The sequence below is a fragment of the Methylobacterium sp. Leaf100 genome, from assembly GCF_001422845.1.
Lineage (GTDB): Bacteria > Pseudomonadota > Alphaproteobacteria > Rhizobiales > Beijerinckiaceae > Methylobacterium.
This window is the reverse complement of the sequence record NZ_LMMW01000023.1, coordinates 215,674-229,838: the sequence shown is the minus strand read 5'-3', so window position 1 is coordinate 229,838 and position 14,165 is coordinate 215,674. Positions and strand designations below refer to the sequence as shown.

The window sequence follows — 14,165 nt, the reverse complement described above, 5'->3', positions numbered from 1 at the left end:
CCCCGTCCGTGGTGGCGACCGCCTCGGACTGTCCATAGGCGCCCTTGCGCATCGGCTCATGAACCTGCGGGCCACCCTCACCCGCCGGCTCGCCGGGCCGCCGCAGCGCCCGGACTACACCGTGGCGGCGACCCGGCCGGCGCCGAGCTGGATGACGAGTCCGCACGCCCTCGTCGGACGGGAAGCGGCCTACCGCACCCCGCCCGCCGTGCAGGGCTGGCCCGACCACGTCTTCGACGACCGCGCCACCCTCGACATGATCCCGGCGCGCGCGGCCCCCTTCGCCCGTCCCGAGGACGGTCTCGGCGACGGCGAGGCCGGACCCCGCGTCCTCATCCGCGCCCCGCGCCGGCCCGCCGCCATCGTGCCGGAGGCCGACGAGGCCCGCCCGGTCCAGGCCACCACCGCCCCCGCCCCGGCCGTGCGCTACACCCGCACGCCCGATCCGGTGCTGCAGGAGCGCCGCCAGCGCGCGCTGGATGCCGAGCGCGCCGTCCTGGCCCAGGCCGAGGCCGCCGCCGAGGAGATCCGGACCCGCGCCGAAGCCGAGCGCGCCGCCGAAGCCGCCGCGCGCGCGGCCGCCGAACTCGAAGCCATCGAGCGGGCGACCCGCGAGGCGGCGGCGGCCACCGCCGAGCCCCTGTGGCGCCAGCCCTTCGTGGTGCCGGAGGGCGTCCGTTTCTTCCGCAGCCCCGACCGCCGGCAGGCCAGCCCCGCCGTCGAGGCCCCCGTGGTGGAGGCGCCCGTTCTGGACGCGCCCGTCTTGGAGGGGCCCGTCCTGGAGGGGCCCGTCCTGGAGCTGTCGGTCATCGCCGAGACGCGTGCCGACGCCCCGGCGGCCGATCCCATGGCCGATCCCATGGCCGAGGATCGCGACTGGTCCGAGGTTCCGGACTGGTCCGAGGTGCACGCCTGGTTCGACAACCGCGATTCCGCGGCCCTCGACGCGTGGTCGGAGATCCAGGCGGATTCGGCCGGCGTCGCGCCGATTGCCGATGTCGTCCCGCCGCTGGCGGAGGTCGCGCCGGCTCCGGACACCGTCGTCCCCGCGCCCGCCGATCTCGCGCTCCTGCGCCCGGCGCCGGTCTACGGCCTCGACCGCCTGCTGCAGTTCGACAGGCCTCCGGCCCCCGCCGACGGTCAGGACAACGCGGTGTGCGCCGTCGCGCAGGTGGCCGCCGCCGCGCCGCGCTCGCCCGTGCTGAGCGCCATGGCCGCCCGCGCGGCCATCCGCTCGGCCCGCCCGCCGGTGGCCCCCTCCCCTGCCCCGCTCCCGCTCGCCGCGATCGTCCCGGCCCTGCCGGACGCCCGTGCCGAGCTAGTGGCGTTGCCCCGGTCCTTCGCGGAATCCCAGCCCTTCCCCGATCCCAAGCCTTTCCCCGACCCCAAGCCTTTCGCCGACCCCGTGATCTTCACCGAGTCGGCCTTCGTTCCGGCGGCGATCCCGGCGCGGACGGTCCTGCTGCGCACGCCCAAGGGCGCGCCTGCCCCCGAGCCCGTGGTCGAAACGCCGGAAGCCGAAGGAACCCTCGCGCCGCAGGTTGCGCCTGAGGCGCAGGCTGCGTCCGAGCTTCGGGCCCAGCCCGAGCCCGAACTGGCCGCGGCGGTCGCCCCTCCCGTTCCGGTCCTCAACATCCCGCGCGCCATCCTGCCCGAGCGCCAGACCCTCATCGCCGCCGGGCGGCACATCTCCCTGTCGCTCGTCGAGAACGAGGATTACGAGCATCCCTCCCTCGAACTCCTGGCCGAGCCCGACCCGAGCGGGACCGAGGAGGTCGATGCCGACGTGCTGGAGCAGAACGCCCTGAACCTCCAGCAGACCGTGCAGGATTTCGGCGTGCGCGGCGACATTTTGGCCGTACGGCCCGGCCCCGTCGTGACCCTCTACGAATTGGAGCCCGCGCCCGGCACCAAGTCGAGCCGCGTGATCTCGCTCTCGGACGACATCGCCCGGTCCATGTCCGCCGTCTCGGCCCGCGTCGCCGTGGTGCCCGGCCGCAACGTCATCGGCATCGAGCTGCCCAACGACACCCGCGAGACCGTGTATCTCCGCGAACTCCTGGCCTCGGCCGATTTCGGCCTGAGCAAGCACAAGCTCGCCCTGTGCCTCGGCAAGAACATCGGCGGCGAGCCGATCATCGCCGATCTCGCCCGGATGCCGCACCTGCTCGTGGCCGGCACCACCGGCTCCGGCAAGTCGGTCGCCATCAACACCATGATCCTCAGCCTGCTCTATCGGCTCAAGCCCGAGGAGTGCCGCCTGATCATGGTCGATCCGAAGATGCTCGAACTGTCGGTCTACGACGGCATCCCGCACCTGCTCTCGCCCGTGGTCACGGACCCGAAGAAGGCGGTCATCGCCCTCAAATGGGCCGTGCGCGAGATGGAGGAGCGCTACAAGAAGATGTCCAAGNCACCTGCTCTCGCCCGTGGTCACGGACCCGAAGAAGGCGGTCATCGCCCTCAAATGGGCCGTGCGCGAGATGGAGGAGCGCTACAAGAAGATGTCCAAGATCGCCGTGCGCAACATCGACGGCTACAACGCCCGCATGGCCGAAGCGCGGGCCAAGGGTGAGATCATCACCCGCGAGATCCACACGGGCTTCAACCGCGAGACCGGACAGGCCGTCTACGAGACCGAGGAGATGGACCTCTCGGCCCTGCCCTACATCGTCATCGTCGTCGACGAGATGGCCGACCTGATGATGGTGGCGGGGAAAGACATCGAGGGTGCGATCCAGCGCCTCGCCCAGATGGCANCTGCCCTACATCGTCATCGTCGTCGACGAGATGGCCGACCTGATGATGGTGGCGGGGAAAGACATCGAGGGTGCGATCCAGCGCCTCGCCCAGATGGCACGCGCAGCCGGCATCCACCTCATCATGGCGACGCAGCGCCCGTCGGTCGACGTCATCACCGGCACCATCAAGGCGAACTTCCCGACCCGGATCTCCTTCCAGGTGACGAGCAAGATCGACAGCCGCACGATCCTCGGCGAGATGGGCGCCGAGCAGCTGCTCGGCCAGGGCGACATGCTGTTCATGGCCGGCGGCGGGCGCACGACGCGCGTGCACGGGCCGTTCTGCTCGGATTCGGAAGTCGAGAGCGTCGTCGCTCATCTCAAGCGCCAGGGCCGGCCNATGGCCGGCGGCGGGCGCACGACGCGCGTGCACGGGCCGTTCTGCTCGGATTCGGAAGTCGAGAGCGTCGTCGCTCATCTCAAGCGCCAGGGCCGGCCGTCCTACCTCGAGGCCGTGACCACCGACGATTCGCCCCCGGACGAGAAGCCCGCCAAGGGCTCCAAAGCCGACAAGGCCGAGAAATCCCAGGCCCTCGAGGCCGAGGACCTCGACGTGCCGATCTTCGACGGCGGTGCCTTCGCCGCCACCGGCGGCATCGATCCGGGGGCCGAACTCTACGATCAGGCCGTGCAGGTGGTGATGCGCGACAAGAAGGCGTCCACGTCCTACATCCAGCGCCGCCTGCAGATCGGCTACAACCGCGCCGCCTCGATCATGGAGCGCATGGAGATCGAGGGCATCGTCGGCCCGGCCAACCATGCCGGCAAGCGCGAGATCCTCATGGAAGGCGGCCCCGGTCCGTCGTCGATGATGGATTACGACGACTGAGTCCGTCCCCTCCCTCTGGGGAGGAGCGCGGCCCGGATGCGTCGCATAATCGCCACAGGGGCGGACTCTAAGCGGAGCCCTCCCCGTTCGAACCGCCTTCAGGAGACCGTCAGATGATCGGCCGCCGTCACCGCCTCGCCGCCGGCCCGCTGCTCGTCTTGGCGGCTGTCCTCGTTCAGCCCCAGCCTGCCGCGGCCCAAGGCTCGTTCCTCGACGGCCTGTTCGGCCGCAAGGAGGAGCCCGCCCCGGCACCGGTCGAGCCGCCGGCCCCGCCCGCTCCCGCCCCGGCCGCTCCGAAGAAGCCCGCACCGCAGGCGGCAAAGCCAGCCAAGGACACGCCGACGAAGGACACCAAGGCGGTGGCGGGCGACAAGATCGTGACCCCCAAGCTCCCCCTCAAGGCCTCCGAGCCCGCCAGGGTGGCCGCCGTCGGTGCGCCGCTGGCGCAGGAGGCCGATGCCGCAGCCGTGCTCGCGCAGGCCAACGCCTACTTCAACGGCATCACCACCCTCACCGGCACCTTCGTGCAGATCGGCGCCGACGGGCGGCGCATCGGCGGCAAGCTGACGCTGGCGAAGCCCGGCCGCCTGCGCTTCGACTACGACCAGCCCTCCCCCCTGGAAGTGGTCGCCGACGGCACGTCCGTGGCCGTGAAGGACCGCAAGCTCGGCACGCAGGACCTGTACTTCATCTCGCAGACCCCGCTGAAATTCCTCCTGCGGGAGAAGATCGACCTCGCCCGCGACCTCACGGTCTCGGACGTCTCGAACGATCCGGGCGGCGTCCGCATCTCGATGGAGGACCGCTCGACTCTCGGCGGCACCTCGAAGATCCAGCTGTTCTTCGATGCCGAGGTGAAGACCCTGAGCCAGTGGCGGATCACCGATCCCCAAGGCTACCAGACCATCGTGCAGCTCTCGAATCTGCAGAAGGGCCGCAGCGTCGAGGGCACGGCGTTCTTCATCAATTACGGCCGGTCCGAGGACAAGGCGATGGAGAAGCAGATCCGGGCGCAGTGAGGAGCGCAGATCGCCGGCCGTCATCGATGAAGTGCCCGAGCCGGCGCCCTGTCGCGAACGCGGAAGCCACTTCCTCCACGATGTCGCGTTCGCGAATCGAGCGATCCCAGGGAACGCTAACCGAGACGGATGTGGCTGAACAGCGTCGAGCCAGCGGTTTCAAGCTGCTCCACCGACGAACCGTCTACGGACGATCTGGCGCATGACGTCCCCTATGCCATGCGGCGGGTGCCATCCGAAACGTTCGAGGAGGCCCCTGTCCTTGCCGGCGACAATTCTGGCGAGCTGCCTTGGAGGAATATCGAGCGCCCTGTCCCACGGGAGGGGCCCAGTCTGAGGGCCAGTCTCCTTGGTTCGGATCTCGCAGTAGTTGAGTCGCCTGATCTGGGAGATCATCCAGAACAGGACTTCCGCCGCGCTACTCGGCATAAACACGAACACGTCCGTGCCGGGCCTGCAGAAGACCAGGTTCGTCAACGCCGCGCCCATGGAGCCCACAACGGTGCTGGCGCCCTTGAACGCGGCGATCTGATCACGGAAATCGAGCGATGCCGTCGTGACCTCAGAGAAACCATCGGCGACCAGGGCCGCTGAGATCTGCCTTTCGTTGACGAAATCCCGCGTCGGTGCGGGTCTACGTGGCACATAGATCATGCTGGCCGTTCCCGCTTGGACATCGTCTGCAACGGCATCGAGACATTGCATGACGTAGGGCGAGATATACTGAGAATGGGAAGCAAGGCCGTCGACGTAGATCAATTCCTGTAGAAAGACTGGTTCCTGACCGCAGGTCAGAATCTGATCTCGGTCGTATCCTGCCTGCTGAATCGCCTGAATCGCGACCTTTCGGATTGCAGCTGTGCTTTCGTGAATGAGAACGGGCCAATCTGTCAGAGCGAGGTAGGTTCGCGCGAACCAAGCCCGCGTCAGCATCTCGATCAGGAAATGCCCGTAGTTCTCCGCACCCCGGCTTTTCGCCAGGACGGCTTTTCGGATGGCACGGACGCCTTCGCGATCTCGGATCGACCGGACCGCTTCGGCCGAGGAATCGATTTGTTCGTCGGAATGAAGTGTTCGCGTGCAAGCAATAAGGTGTGCGTTCTCGTCGAAAACCAATCCTTCATTCGAGACAAAAACGTTTTTCAGAACATAAATATCGATATTTCTTCCGGCGTGAACTGAATTTTGCCAAATATTGACCATGAGCTTCGCGATGTCTGGTGGCATCTTCTCAAGCTCTATAATCTTAGGAGGAGTGTAGTAGACAGTTGGGCACTCAATTTGGCGGATTAGGGAACCGGATGGTGCAGACACCAAGGGAGTTTTGAGGGCGTAGGACATTTGATCGCTTGCCTAGAGGACAGCGATGCGCGGCCTCCGCTCCTCCTATCCTGCGGAAGGACTTGTGTCGCCCTCGGCAACCGACCTGTCCGCCTCCCTCCAGCGATTCAACTCCGCATCGATCGCCCCTTGCGTGCCCTCCATGAACGCCGCACCGGAAAGTCCCGCGGGCAGGACCGGGAGGTAGCTCACGGTGATGGCCCCGGGATGGTGGCGTGAGCCGCCATGGGGCCAGTACAGGCCGGAATTCACCGCCACGGGCAGCACGGGCAGGCCGAGCTTGGCGTAGAGCAGCTCGACGCCGCGCTTGAACTGCACCGGATCGTCGATGCCCCCGCGGGTGCCCTCGGGGAACATCAGCACCGAGCGCCCCTGCGCGATGGCCGCGCGGCTCTCGTCGATCATCACGCGCAGGGCCTGGGTGCCGTTGGCCCGGTCGATGATGATCATCGGCGAGCGCCGTAGGAACCAGCCGACGATGGGGATCGCCACGAGCTCGCGCTTGGCCACGATGGCCACGTTGGGCACCAGGGTGAGGAAGGCCAGGGTTTCCCAGGCCGACTGATGATTGGCGACGATGAGGCAGGGTTCGGCCGGGATGCGCGCGCGCCCCTCCTCCACGTAGGTGAGGCGGACGATGCGCGCCAACCCGAACAGGATCCCGCGCGACCACAGGCGCGTCGCCGCACGGATCGGGCCCGTGGGCGAGCCGAGCGCGGCCAGCACCACCAGGGGCGCGAGGAAGAGCGCGGTCCAGCCGGCCCAGTACAGATTGAACAGCGTGGAGCGGATGCGCGACACGGTAACGACGACCCCTGAATCGCGCGCCCTCCCCGATCCCGATGGGAATCGCGGCCGGGCGCGGCATTTCCACGGCGACGGCCGGGGCGGTTTCGGGCTATGGCGAAGCCGCCGCGCCGTCGCGCGCAGGTTCCTTTAAACCTTTTCCGGCCTCACGCGAGCGGATCGATCGTTGCGCCTCACCGTCACCACCTGGAACATCAACTCGGTGCGCCTGCGCATCGACCTCGTCCTCCGCTTCCTCGCCGAAGTGCAGCCCGATGTCCTGTGCCTGCAGGAGACAAAGTGTCCCGATGACGCCTTCCCCCTCAAGGCCCTGCGCGGGTCGGGCTACGAGAACGCTGTCTTCGCCGGGCAGAAGGGCTACAACGGCGTCGCGATCCTGTCGCGGTTTCCCCTGATCACCCGCGACTGCATGGCCTTCTGCGACCGCGCGGATGCGCGCCACATCTCGGCGGCGCTGGGGCCGGAGGCCGGCAAGGCCGCGGGAATCGTCCTGCACGATTTCTACGTGCCGGCCGGCGGCGACGTGCCCGACCGGGCCCTCAATCCAAAATTCGCCCACAAGCTCGATTTCCTCGCCGAACTGCGGGCCTGGGGCGGGCGGCGCCCGTCCGGTCCGGCGATCCTGGTCGGCGACCTCAACGTCGCCCCCCTCGAACACGACGTGTGGTCGCACAAGCAACTCCTCGACGTGGTGAGTCACACACCCATCGAGACGGAAGCGTTCGAGACCCTGCGGGGCGAGGCGGGCTGGATCGACACGGCCCGCCTGCTCGTGCCCGAGCCCGAGAAGATCTACACGTGGTGGAGCTATCGCTCGCCCGATTGGGCCGCGGCGAACAAGGGGCGGCGCCTCGACCACGCCTGGGTCTCGCCCGACCTCGCCGGAACCGTGCGCGATCTCACCGTGGCTCGGCACGCGCGTGGGTGGGAACGTCCCTCCGACCATGCGCCGGTGACCCTGACCCTGGAGCTTTAGGCTCGAACCACGGAACGGGAGCCGTCTCACGCGCATTGGTCCTGCGAAATGCCGCGCCCGCGCGGCCAACCCGGAGTTCCCATGCGCAAGCTGCTCGTCGCTTTCCTCCTGCCCAAGCTCGTGTCGTACCTCCGTCGCCGCTATTCCGGTGCGCCGAACCGCCGCTCCATCTGAGGCGTCCGCCCGGTCACCCGGGCAGCGCAACCAACACGAGACGATCGAACGGGTCCTGCGGGGCCCGTTCTGCTGTTCGGCCGAGGGCAGGCCGGAAGGTCCCGCCCAGGTTGTGGGGCGGTCGCGGCTCTGTTAAATTCCGATCCGCATCAAGAGTCGGGCCGACGCCTGACGCCAACCTGCTCCCGGGCAAGGTGGCGCTCTCCCGATCCGGGAGGGGATGTGGCCGGACCGGCAACAAACGGGTTTCGCCACACGTCGTCGTCCCGCTCACCCTGCGGCCTCAACGACGATAGGCGAATCCAGCGATGCCCCTCGATCCACCCTCCGCGTCGCCCCAGCAATTCGCGAGCGACAACTACGCTGGCATCTGCCCGGAAGCCTGGGCGGCGACGCAGGCCGCCAATGCCGGTTCGATGCCGGCCTATGGCGAGGACCCCTGGACGGCCCGCGCGGCGGACGCGTTTCGGACCCTGTTCGACAAGCCTGATGCCCAGGTGTTCTTCGCCTTCAACGGCACCGCCGCCAACGCCCTGGCGCTGGCCTCCCTGTGCCAGTCGTATCACAGCGTCATCTGCGCGGCCTCGGCCCATGTCGAGACCGACGAGTGCGGGGCGCCGGAATTCTTCTCGAACGGCTCGAAGCTTCTCGTCGCCCCCACGGAGAACGGCAAGCTCACCCCGGCCGCCGTGCGTGCGCTCGCCACCGGCCGCTCGGACATCCACTTCCCGAAGGTCCGGGTGGTGACCATCACGCAGCCCACCGAGACGGGGCAGGTCTATACGCTTCCCGAGATCCGCGCCCTGTCGGCCACCTGCCGGGATCTCGGCCTGCGCCTCCACATGGATGGGGCGCGCTTCTCCAACGCCTGCGCGAGCCTCGGCTGCGCACCGGCCGACATGACCTGGCGGGCGGGCGTCGATCTCCTGTGCTTCGGCGGCACCAAGAACGGCATGGCCGCCGGTGAGGCAATCCTGTTCTTCGATCCGGTGATGGCCGAGGATTTCGGTTATCGCTGCAAGCAGGCGGGGCAGCTCGCCTCGAAGATGCGGTTCCTGTCAGCGCCCTGGGTCGGGATGCTCGAAGGCGGCGCCTGGCTCGTCCATGCCCGGCACGCCAATGCCTGCGCCCAGCGGTTGGCCGCCGCGGTGTCCGGCCTGCCCGACTGGTCCGCGATGTTCCCCGTCGAGGCCAACGCGGTGTTTCTCAGGGCGCCCGCCGACCGTTTGGAGGCGCTGCGCGACAGGGGCTGGCGCTTCTACACCTTCATCGGCGGGGGCGCCCGGTTCATGTTCGCCTGGGATTCCGACCCCGAACGGGTCGACGCCCTCGCGCAGGATATCCGGAGCCTCGGCCGACGCGCGGCCTGAGGCGCGCCAACGAAGAAGGGCCAGCCTCGCGGCTGGCCCTTCTTCGTTCTCGTACCGAGTCGGTCGCTTATACCAATTCTCAGTGAGACCGACCCATAGGTCGGTCTCACTGAGGTCCGGCGGACGACCGCCGCCGCGCCGTCGCGCGGACAGACCTCGATGAGTCAGGCTCATCAAGGTCAGGTATTACTCGGCCGCGCTCATCTCGGGGGTGAAGTGACCGCACCAATCGGCGGCGCCCACCACCGGCCACAGGCCGTGACCCTGCGGCTCCGGCTGGCTCACCGGGGGGTTGAACCGGCACAGGCCCTCGTCGGCGGCCGCGGCCGCGCCATTGACCTTGTGCTCGTCGAAGAACTTGCAGCTCTCACACTTGGCGTTCGCCATGACCGTCGCTCCTGATCGAAATCGGCAGCGTCGCTGCCCGCAGTTGAGAATTAGAACAGATCCAATCTGGCAGTCAACGGGCTTGTTGACGGGCGGTTCCCATGAGGGGATTGGGGGCGGCATCCTCGTTCGGTATTCATCGCGCAGGCGGCCGAATCCCCTCGCCGGAACGGCGCGACGCAACCCCGACGCGGCCACGATGGCATCCTGCACGGGGTGGCCTGCCAGGGTCGGGAATCCAGGGGGTATGGCGAGGGGTGGCACGGCCTGCGCTTTCGTGTATGTTGCGCGCGCTTCGACCCGTGTGAACGGGGCCGGGGCACAAGCTGCTTGTGGACTGACCGTGCTGGACGACATCCCGGCACCGGCCTCCCGCAAGTGTTCGCGGCCCCCTGGTTCGCCGGGGCCCGCACGATCCGAAAAACCCACCGAAAGGGATAGCGATGTCGATCACGGCAGAGCGCAAGACCGCGCTCATCAAGGAATACGCGAACGGCGGCAAGGACACCGGATCTCCGGAGGTCCAGGTGGCGATCCTCACCGAGCGGATCACCAACCTCACCGGCCACTTCAAGACCCACGGCAAGGACAACCATTCCCGCCGCGGCCTCCTGAAGATGGTTTCGCAGCGCCGCTCGCTGCTCGACTACGTTAAGGGCAAGGACGAGGCCCGCTACCGCAGCCTCATCGAGCGACTCGGCATCCGCCGCTAAGCCGGCGTTCTCCACGCGGTTCCGGGCCCGGCCCGGGGCCGCGTTTCCATAGATCGGGATGCCGGAATGGGTCCGGCCCCCCGAAACCCGGGTGACTTGAAGGCGTGCCGGCCGGGGACAGGATCGCGAGGGGCTTTTCGGACACCGAGAAAGCCCCTCGCCATCTTGCCCCTGGCGGCGCCGGGTCCGCCCGACCGCATGATGGCAAGGACAAAAGAATGTTCGACGTACAACGCGAAGAGCTGATGTGGGGCGACCGCAAGCTCGTCCTCGAGACGGGCAAGGTCGCCCGCCAGGCCGACGGCGCCGTGATGGCAACGTACGGCGAGACCTCGGTGCTCGCCACCGTCGTTTCGGGCAAGGAGCCCAAGGCCGGTATCGACTTCCTGCCGCTCACCGTGAACTACCAGGAGCGTGCCTACGCCGCCGGCCGCATTCCCGGCGGCTACTTCAAGCGCGAGGGCCGGCCCTCCGAGAAGGAGACCCTGGTCTCCCGCCTCATCGACCGCCCGATCCGCCCCCTCTTCGTCGAGGGCTGGCGCAACGACACCCAGGTGGTGGTCACCGTCCTGACCCACGACCTCGAGAACGATCCCGACATCCTCGCCATGGTGGCGGCGTCCGCGGCGCTCACGCTCTCGGGCGTGCCGTTCATGGGCCCCATCGGCGCCGCCCGCGTCGGCTACGCCAACGGCCAGTACAGCCTGAACCCCCTGGTGGCCGATCTCGAGGCCTCCTCCCTCGACCTCGTCGTCGCCGGCACCACCGACGCCGTCCTGATGGTCGAGTCCGAGGCCAAGGAGCTGAGCGAAGAGGTTCTGCTCGGCGCCGTGATGTTCGGCCACAAGCACTTCCAGCCGGTCATCGAGGCCATCGTGCGCCTTGCCGAGAAGGCCGCCAAGGAGCCGCGCAACTTCTCCGCGCCCGAGAACGGCGATGTCGAGGCCGCCGTGCTCGGCGTCTGCGAGGCCGAGCTGCGCGAGGCCTACAAGAACACCATCAAGCAGGAGCGCTACGCTGCCGTCGACGCCGTGAAGGCGAAGGTGATCGCCGCCCTGTGCCCGGCGGACGGCGAGCAGAAGTTCGCGCCCGAGAAGGTCAAGGCCGCGTTCAAGGAAGCGCAGTCGAAGGTCGTGCGCTGGAACATCCTCGACACCGGCTCGCGCATCGACGGACGCGACGTGCGCACCGTGCGCCCCATCGAGTCCCAGGTCGGCGTGCTGCCCCGCGCCCACGGTTCGTCGCTGTTCACCCGCGGCGAGACCCAGGCCCTCGTGGTCGCCACCCTCGGCACCGGCGAGGACGAGCAGTTCATCGACGCGCTGGAAGGCACCTACAAGGAGACCTTCCTGCTGCACTACAACTTCCCTCCCTACTCGGTGGGCGAGACCGGCCGCATGGGCTCCCCGGGCCGCCGCGAGATCGGCCACGGCAAGCTCGCCTGGCGCGCCATCCACCCGATCCTGCCCCCGGCCCACGAGTTCCCGTACACGATCCGCGTCGTGTCCGAGATCACCGAGTCCAACGGCTCGTCCTCCATGGCCTCCGTCTGCGGCGCCTCGCTGTCGCTGATGGATGCCGGCGTGCCGCTCCGCCGTCCGGTGGCGGGCATCGCCATGGGCCTCATCCTCGAGGGTGAGCGCTACGCCGTGCTGTCCGACATCCTCGGCGACGAGGATCACTTGGGCGACATGGACTTCAAGGTGGCGGGCACGGAAGCCGGCATCACCTCGCTGCAGATGGACATCAAGATCGCGGGCATCACCGAGGAGATCATGAAGGTCGCCCTGCATCAGGCGCAGGAAGGCCGCGTCCACATCCTGGGCGAGATGTCCAAGGCCCTGACCGATGCCCGTCCCGAGCTCGGCGAGTACGCGCCGCGCATCGAGACCATGCAGATCCCCACCGACAAGATCCGGGAAGTGATCGGCACCGGCGGCAAGGTGATCCGCGAGATCGTCGAGAAGACCGGCGCCAAGATCAACATCGACGACACCGGTACGGTGAAGATCGCCTCCGCCGACGGCAAGGCCATCAAGGCGGCCTACAACTGGATCCGGTCGATCGTGGCGGAAGCCGAGGTCGGCATGATCTACGACGGCACCGTCGTGAAGTGCATGGAGTTCGGCGCCTTCGTGAACTTCTTCGGCGCCAAGGACGGCCTCGTCCACATCTCGGAGCTCGCCGCTAGCCGAGTCGCCAAGGTGACCGACGTGGTCAAGGACGGCCAGAAGGTGAAGGTCAAGTTCCTCGGCGCGGACGATCGCGGCAAGATCCGCCTGTCCATGAAGGTCGTCGACCAGGAGACCGGCGAGGACCTCACCGAGAAGCTCAAGGCCGAGCGCAACGCCGAGCAGGACCGCGCCCGCGCCCCGCGCCAGGACGCGTAAACGAGCGTCGCCCGGGTGCGCCACGGCGCATCCGGTCACCGAACGAAGGGCGCGGCTTCAGCGGGAGCCGCGCCCTTTTTCGTCTGCGCCGGCCGATCCCGGATCAGACTCCCGGCTGCCTGCGCCTGCGGCGGACCCGCTCCGCGCTCGGAAGGGCGTCGGGCACCAGCGTCGCGCTGACGGGGTTGGGCGTATGGACCATGGCCGCGCCCGTATAGGCATCGACACCGACGCCGATGAGGCCGCCGGCCAGGAGGTTGCCGGCCATGCCGGCGGCTCCGGCGCCTGCCACCTTGGTCCGCACGGGGACCATCGCCGGCCGGTAACCCGGCTTGAGGAAGGTGACGTCGAACTCGTCCGAACGCTCCACGTCGAGGGAGCATGGGGTCGCCGGGCAGGCATAGCCCTTGGTGGTGGTCATCGCCGCCCCCGAAGGCTCGGAAGGAAGGCCATCTTCTCGGTGGTGCCACGCGTGATGCTTCCGCACGCGCCGACGCCCGCGGCGCACAGCACCGCCACGGACGAGCCCAGGATCTTCATCGAAATGGCTCCCCTGCCGCGTTCTCCGGCGGCGGAGACGTTGTGGGCGTAGGGCGGGAATTCGACAAGGTCGACGCAATCAAGGCGTGTGATCCGACCGCCGCATGCGTGAGACAATCGCCGTCGCGGAGGTGTGCGCCGTCGCGGAGGTGTGCCGTCCTGCCCGGGGGTGGGCGGGGCACGGCGATTCGCTTCGCGCGGAACGCCAGCCCTCACACGGCGTTCGCCTCGCGACGCACCATGAGCACGTCGCAGGAGCACATTCCAGAATGTCCGATCCGATGATCCCGAGCCTCTTCGAAGGTGAAGCCAACCTGACCACCACCGAGCGGGCCGTGTCCGTTGTCCTCGGCCTCGGCATCGCCGCCGCCGCGGCCCAGCCGCGCCCGAACAAGTTCCTGAGTCTCGCCGCCCTCATCATCGGCGCCGGCCTCGCCATCCGTGGGGCCACGGGCCATTGCCCGGTCAAGCAGCTGAGCCACACGGCCTGAACGAAAAAAGGGGCGCCCGAGGGCGCCCCTTCCACGTTCCGGCCCGGAAGGATCGGATATCAGAACGTGTTGGTGGTGCGGCGGCCGGCGATGAAGCCGTAGATGGCGAGCACCACGATGGCACCGACGACGGCGCCGATGAACCCTGCGCCCTGGTTCGGGCCGTACCAGCCCAGCGCTTGGCCGAGGAAGGTGGCGACGAAGGCGCCGACGATGCCGAGGATCGTCGTCATGATGAAGCCTGCGGGCTCCTTGTCGCCCGGCATGATGAACTTCGCGACGACACCGGCGACGAAGCCGATGATGATGGTCCAGATGATACCCATG

11 protein-coding genes, 4 pseudogenes and 1 riboswitch are annotated in these 14,165 nt (G+C 68.2%); of the genes and pseudogenes, 10 read left to right on the top strand and 5 right to left on the bottom strand.

From position 1 onward, the window contains the following. Positions 1 to 58: 58 nt before the first annotated feature. The 5 genes and pseudogenes from ASF25_RS23640 to ASF25_RS13715 all read left to right on the top strand — a co-directional run. Positions 59 to 2,413, top strand: a pseudogene (locus tag ASF25_RS23640) (DNA translocase FtsK); the annotation flags it as partial. Position 2,414: 1 nt separating this feature from the next. Continuing rightward, a pseudogene (locus tag ASF25_RS23635) lies at positions 2,415 to 2,759 on the top strand (FtsK/SpoIIIE domain-containing protein); the annotation flags it as partial. Position 2,760: 1 nt separating this feature from the next. Continuing rightward, positions 2,761 to 3,042: pseudogene (locus ASF25_RS23630) on the top strand (FtsK/SpoIIIE domain-containing protein); the annotation flags it as partial. 99 nt (positions 3,043 to 3,141) lie between these two features. Then, the coding region (locus ASF25_RS23625; protein ID WP_280137343.1) for a DNA translocase FtsK at positions 3,142 to 3,630 on the top strand (489 nt) is incomplete at its 5' end. Between the two features lie 113 nt (positions 3,631 to 3,743). Next, positions 3,744 to 4,649: an outer-membrane lipoprotein carrier protein LolA gene (locus ASF25_RS13715; protein WP_056305198.1), complete on the top strand. Its 906-nt coding sequence runs from the start codon at positions 3,744 to 3,746 to the stop codon at positions 4,647 to 4,649. Between the two features lie 159 nt (positions 4,650 to 4,808). Here ASF25_RS13715 and ASF25_RS13710 read toward each other — a convergent pair whose 3' ends face one another. Next, complete coding sequence (locus ASF25_RS13710; RefSeq protein ID WP_162239261.1) at positions 4,809 to 5,876, bottom strand: glycosyltransferase 61 family protein; 1,068 nt, start codon at positions 5,874 to 5,876, stop codon at positions 4,809 to 4,811. Positions 5,877 to 6,035: 159 nt separating this feature from the next. Then, positions 6,036 to 6,791, bottom strand: coding sequence for a lysophospholipid acyltransferase family protein (locus ASF25_RS13705; RefSeq protein ID WP_056305193.1), 756 nt, complete (start codon positions 6,789 to 6,791; stop codon positions 6,036 to 6,038). A 172-nt stretch (positions 6,792 to 6,963) separates the two neighbouring features. Here ASF25_RS13705 and ASF25_RS13700 point away from each other — a divergent pair, with 172 nt between their 5' ends. Next, on the top strand, positions 6,964 to 7,773 hold the full coding sequence (locus ASF25_RS13700) for an exodeoxyribonuclease III (protein ID WP_056175127.1): 810 nt from the start codon (positions 6,964 to 6,966) through the stop codon (positions 7,771 to 7,773). Between the two features lie 315 nt (positions 7,774 to 8,088). Further along, positions 8,089 to 8,199: riboswitch (SAM-I-IV-variant riboswitch) on the top strand. 56 nt (positions 8,200 to 8,255) lie between these two features. Then, positions 8,256 to 9,317: a low specificity L-threonine aldolase gene (locus tag ASF25_RS13695; RefSeq protein ID WP_056305191.1), complete on the top strand. Its 1,062-nt coding sequence runs from the start codon at positions 8,256 to 8,258 to the stop codon at positions 9,315 to 9,317. A 186-nt stretch (positions 9,318 to 9,503) separates the two neighbouring features. Here ASF25_RS13695 and ASF25_RS13690 read toward each other — a convergent pair whose 3' ends face one another. Further along, positions 9,504 to 9,704, bottom strand: coding sequence for a hypothetical protein (locus tag ASF25_RS13690; protein WP_056175135.1), 201 nt, complete (start codon positions 9,702 to 9,704; stop codon positions 9,504 to 9,506). Positions 9,705 to 10,147: 443 nt separating this feature from the next. Here ASF25_RS13690 and rpsO point away from each other — a divergent pair, with 443 nt between their 5' ends. Together rpsO and pnp are read left to right on the top strand one after the other, a co-directional pair. Then, complete coding sequence (rpsO, locus tag ASF25_RS13685) at positions 10,148 to 10,417, top strand: 30S ribosomal protein S15 (RefSeq protein WP_056175138.1); 270 nt, start codon at positions 10,148 to 10,150, stop codon at positions 10,415 to 10,417. Between the two features lie 218 nt (positions 10,418 to 10,635). After that, on the top strand, positions 10,636 to 12,807 hold the full coding sequence (gene pnp / locus ASF25_RS13680) for a polyribonucleotide nucleotidyltransferase (RefSeq protein ID WP_056305189.1): 2,172 nt from the start codon (positions 10,636 to 10,638) through the stop codon (positions 12,805 to 12,807). A gap of 103 nt (positions 12,808 to 12,910) precedes the next feature. Here pnp and ASF25_RS13675 read toward each other — a convergent pair. Beyond that, a pseudogene (locus ASF25_RS13675) lies at positions 12,911 to 13,347 on the bottom strand (translation initiation factor 2). A gap of 269 nt (positions 13,348 to 13,616) precedes the next feature. On the opposite strand from ASF25_RS13675, the gene ASF25_RS13670 reads away from it, so the two are divergent. Further along, complete coding sequence (locus ASF25_RS13670; protein WP_056175146.1) at positions 13,617 to 13,838, top strand: DUF2892 domain-containing protein; 222 nt, start codon at positions 13,617 to 13,619, stop codon at positions 13,836 to 13,838. Positions 13,839 to 13,897: 59 nt separating this feature from the next. On the opposite strand, the gene ASF25_RS13665 is transcribed toward ASF25_RS13670, so the two are convergent. Then, positions 13,898 to 14,164: a GlsB/YeaQ/YmgE family stress response membrane protein gene (locus ASF25_RS13665; protein WP_056175147.1), complete on the bottom strand. Its 267-nt coding sequence runs from the start codon at positions 14,162 to 14,164 to the stop codon at positions 13,898 to 13,900. Between the last annotated feature and the right edge of the window lies 1 nt (position 14,165).

Excerpts from the sequence above, each read along its gene's own strand:
- ASF25_RS13715 (WP_056305198.1), top strand. The coding sequence starts at position 3,744 with ATGATCGGCCGCCGTCACCGCCTCGCCGCCGGCCCGCTGCTCGTCTTG.
- ASF25_RS13710 (WP_162239261.1), bottom strand. The coding sequence starts at position 5,876 with ATGCCACCAGACATCGCGAAGCTCATGGTCAATATTTGGCAAAATTCA.
- ASF25_RS13695 (WP_056305191.1), top strand. The coding sequence starts at position 8,256 with ATGCCCCTCGATCCACCCTCCGCGTCGCCCCAGCAATTCGCGAGCGAC.
- ASF25_RS13690 (WP_056175135.1), bottom strand. The coding sequence starts at position 9,704 with ATGGCGAACGCCAAGTGTGAGAGCTGCAAGTTCTTCGACGAGCACAAG.
- rpsO (WP_056175138.1), top strand. The coding sequence starts at position 10,148 with ATGTCGATCACGGCAGAGCGCAAGACCGCGCTCATCAAGGAATACGCG.
- pnp (WP_056305189.1), top strand. The coding sequence starts at position 10,636 with ATGTTCGACGTACAACGCGAAGAGCTGATGTGGGGCGACCGCAAGCTC.
- ASF25_RS13670 (WP_056175146.1), top strand. The coding sequence starts at position 13,617 with ATGTCCGATCCGATGATCCCGAGCCTCTTCGAAGGTGAAGCCAACCTG.
- ASF25_RS13665 (WP_056175147.1), bottom strand. The coding sequence starts at position 14,164 with ATGGGTATCATCTGGACCATCATCATCGGCTTCGTCGCCGGTGTCGTC.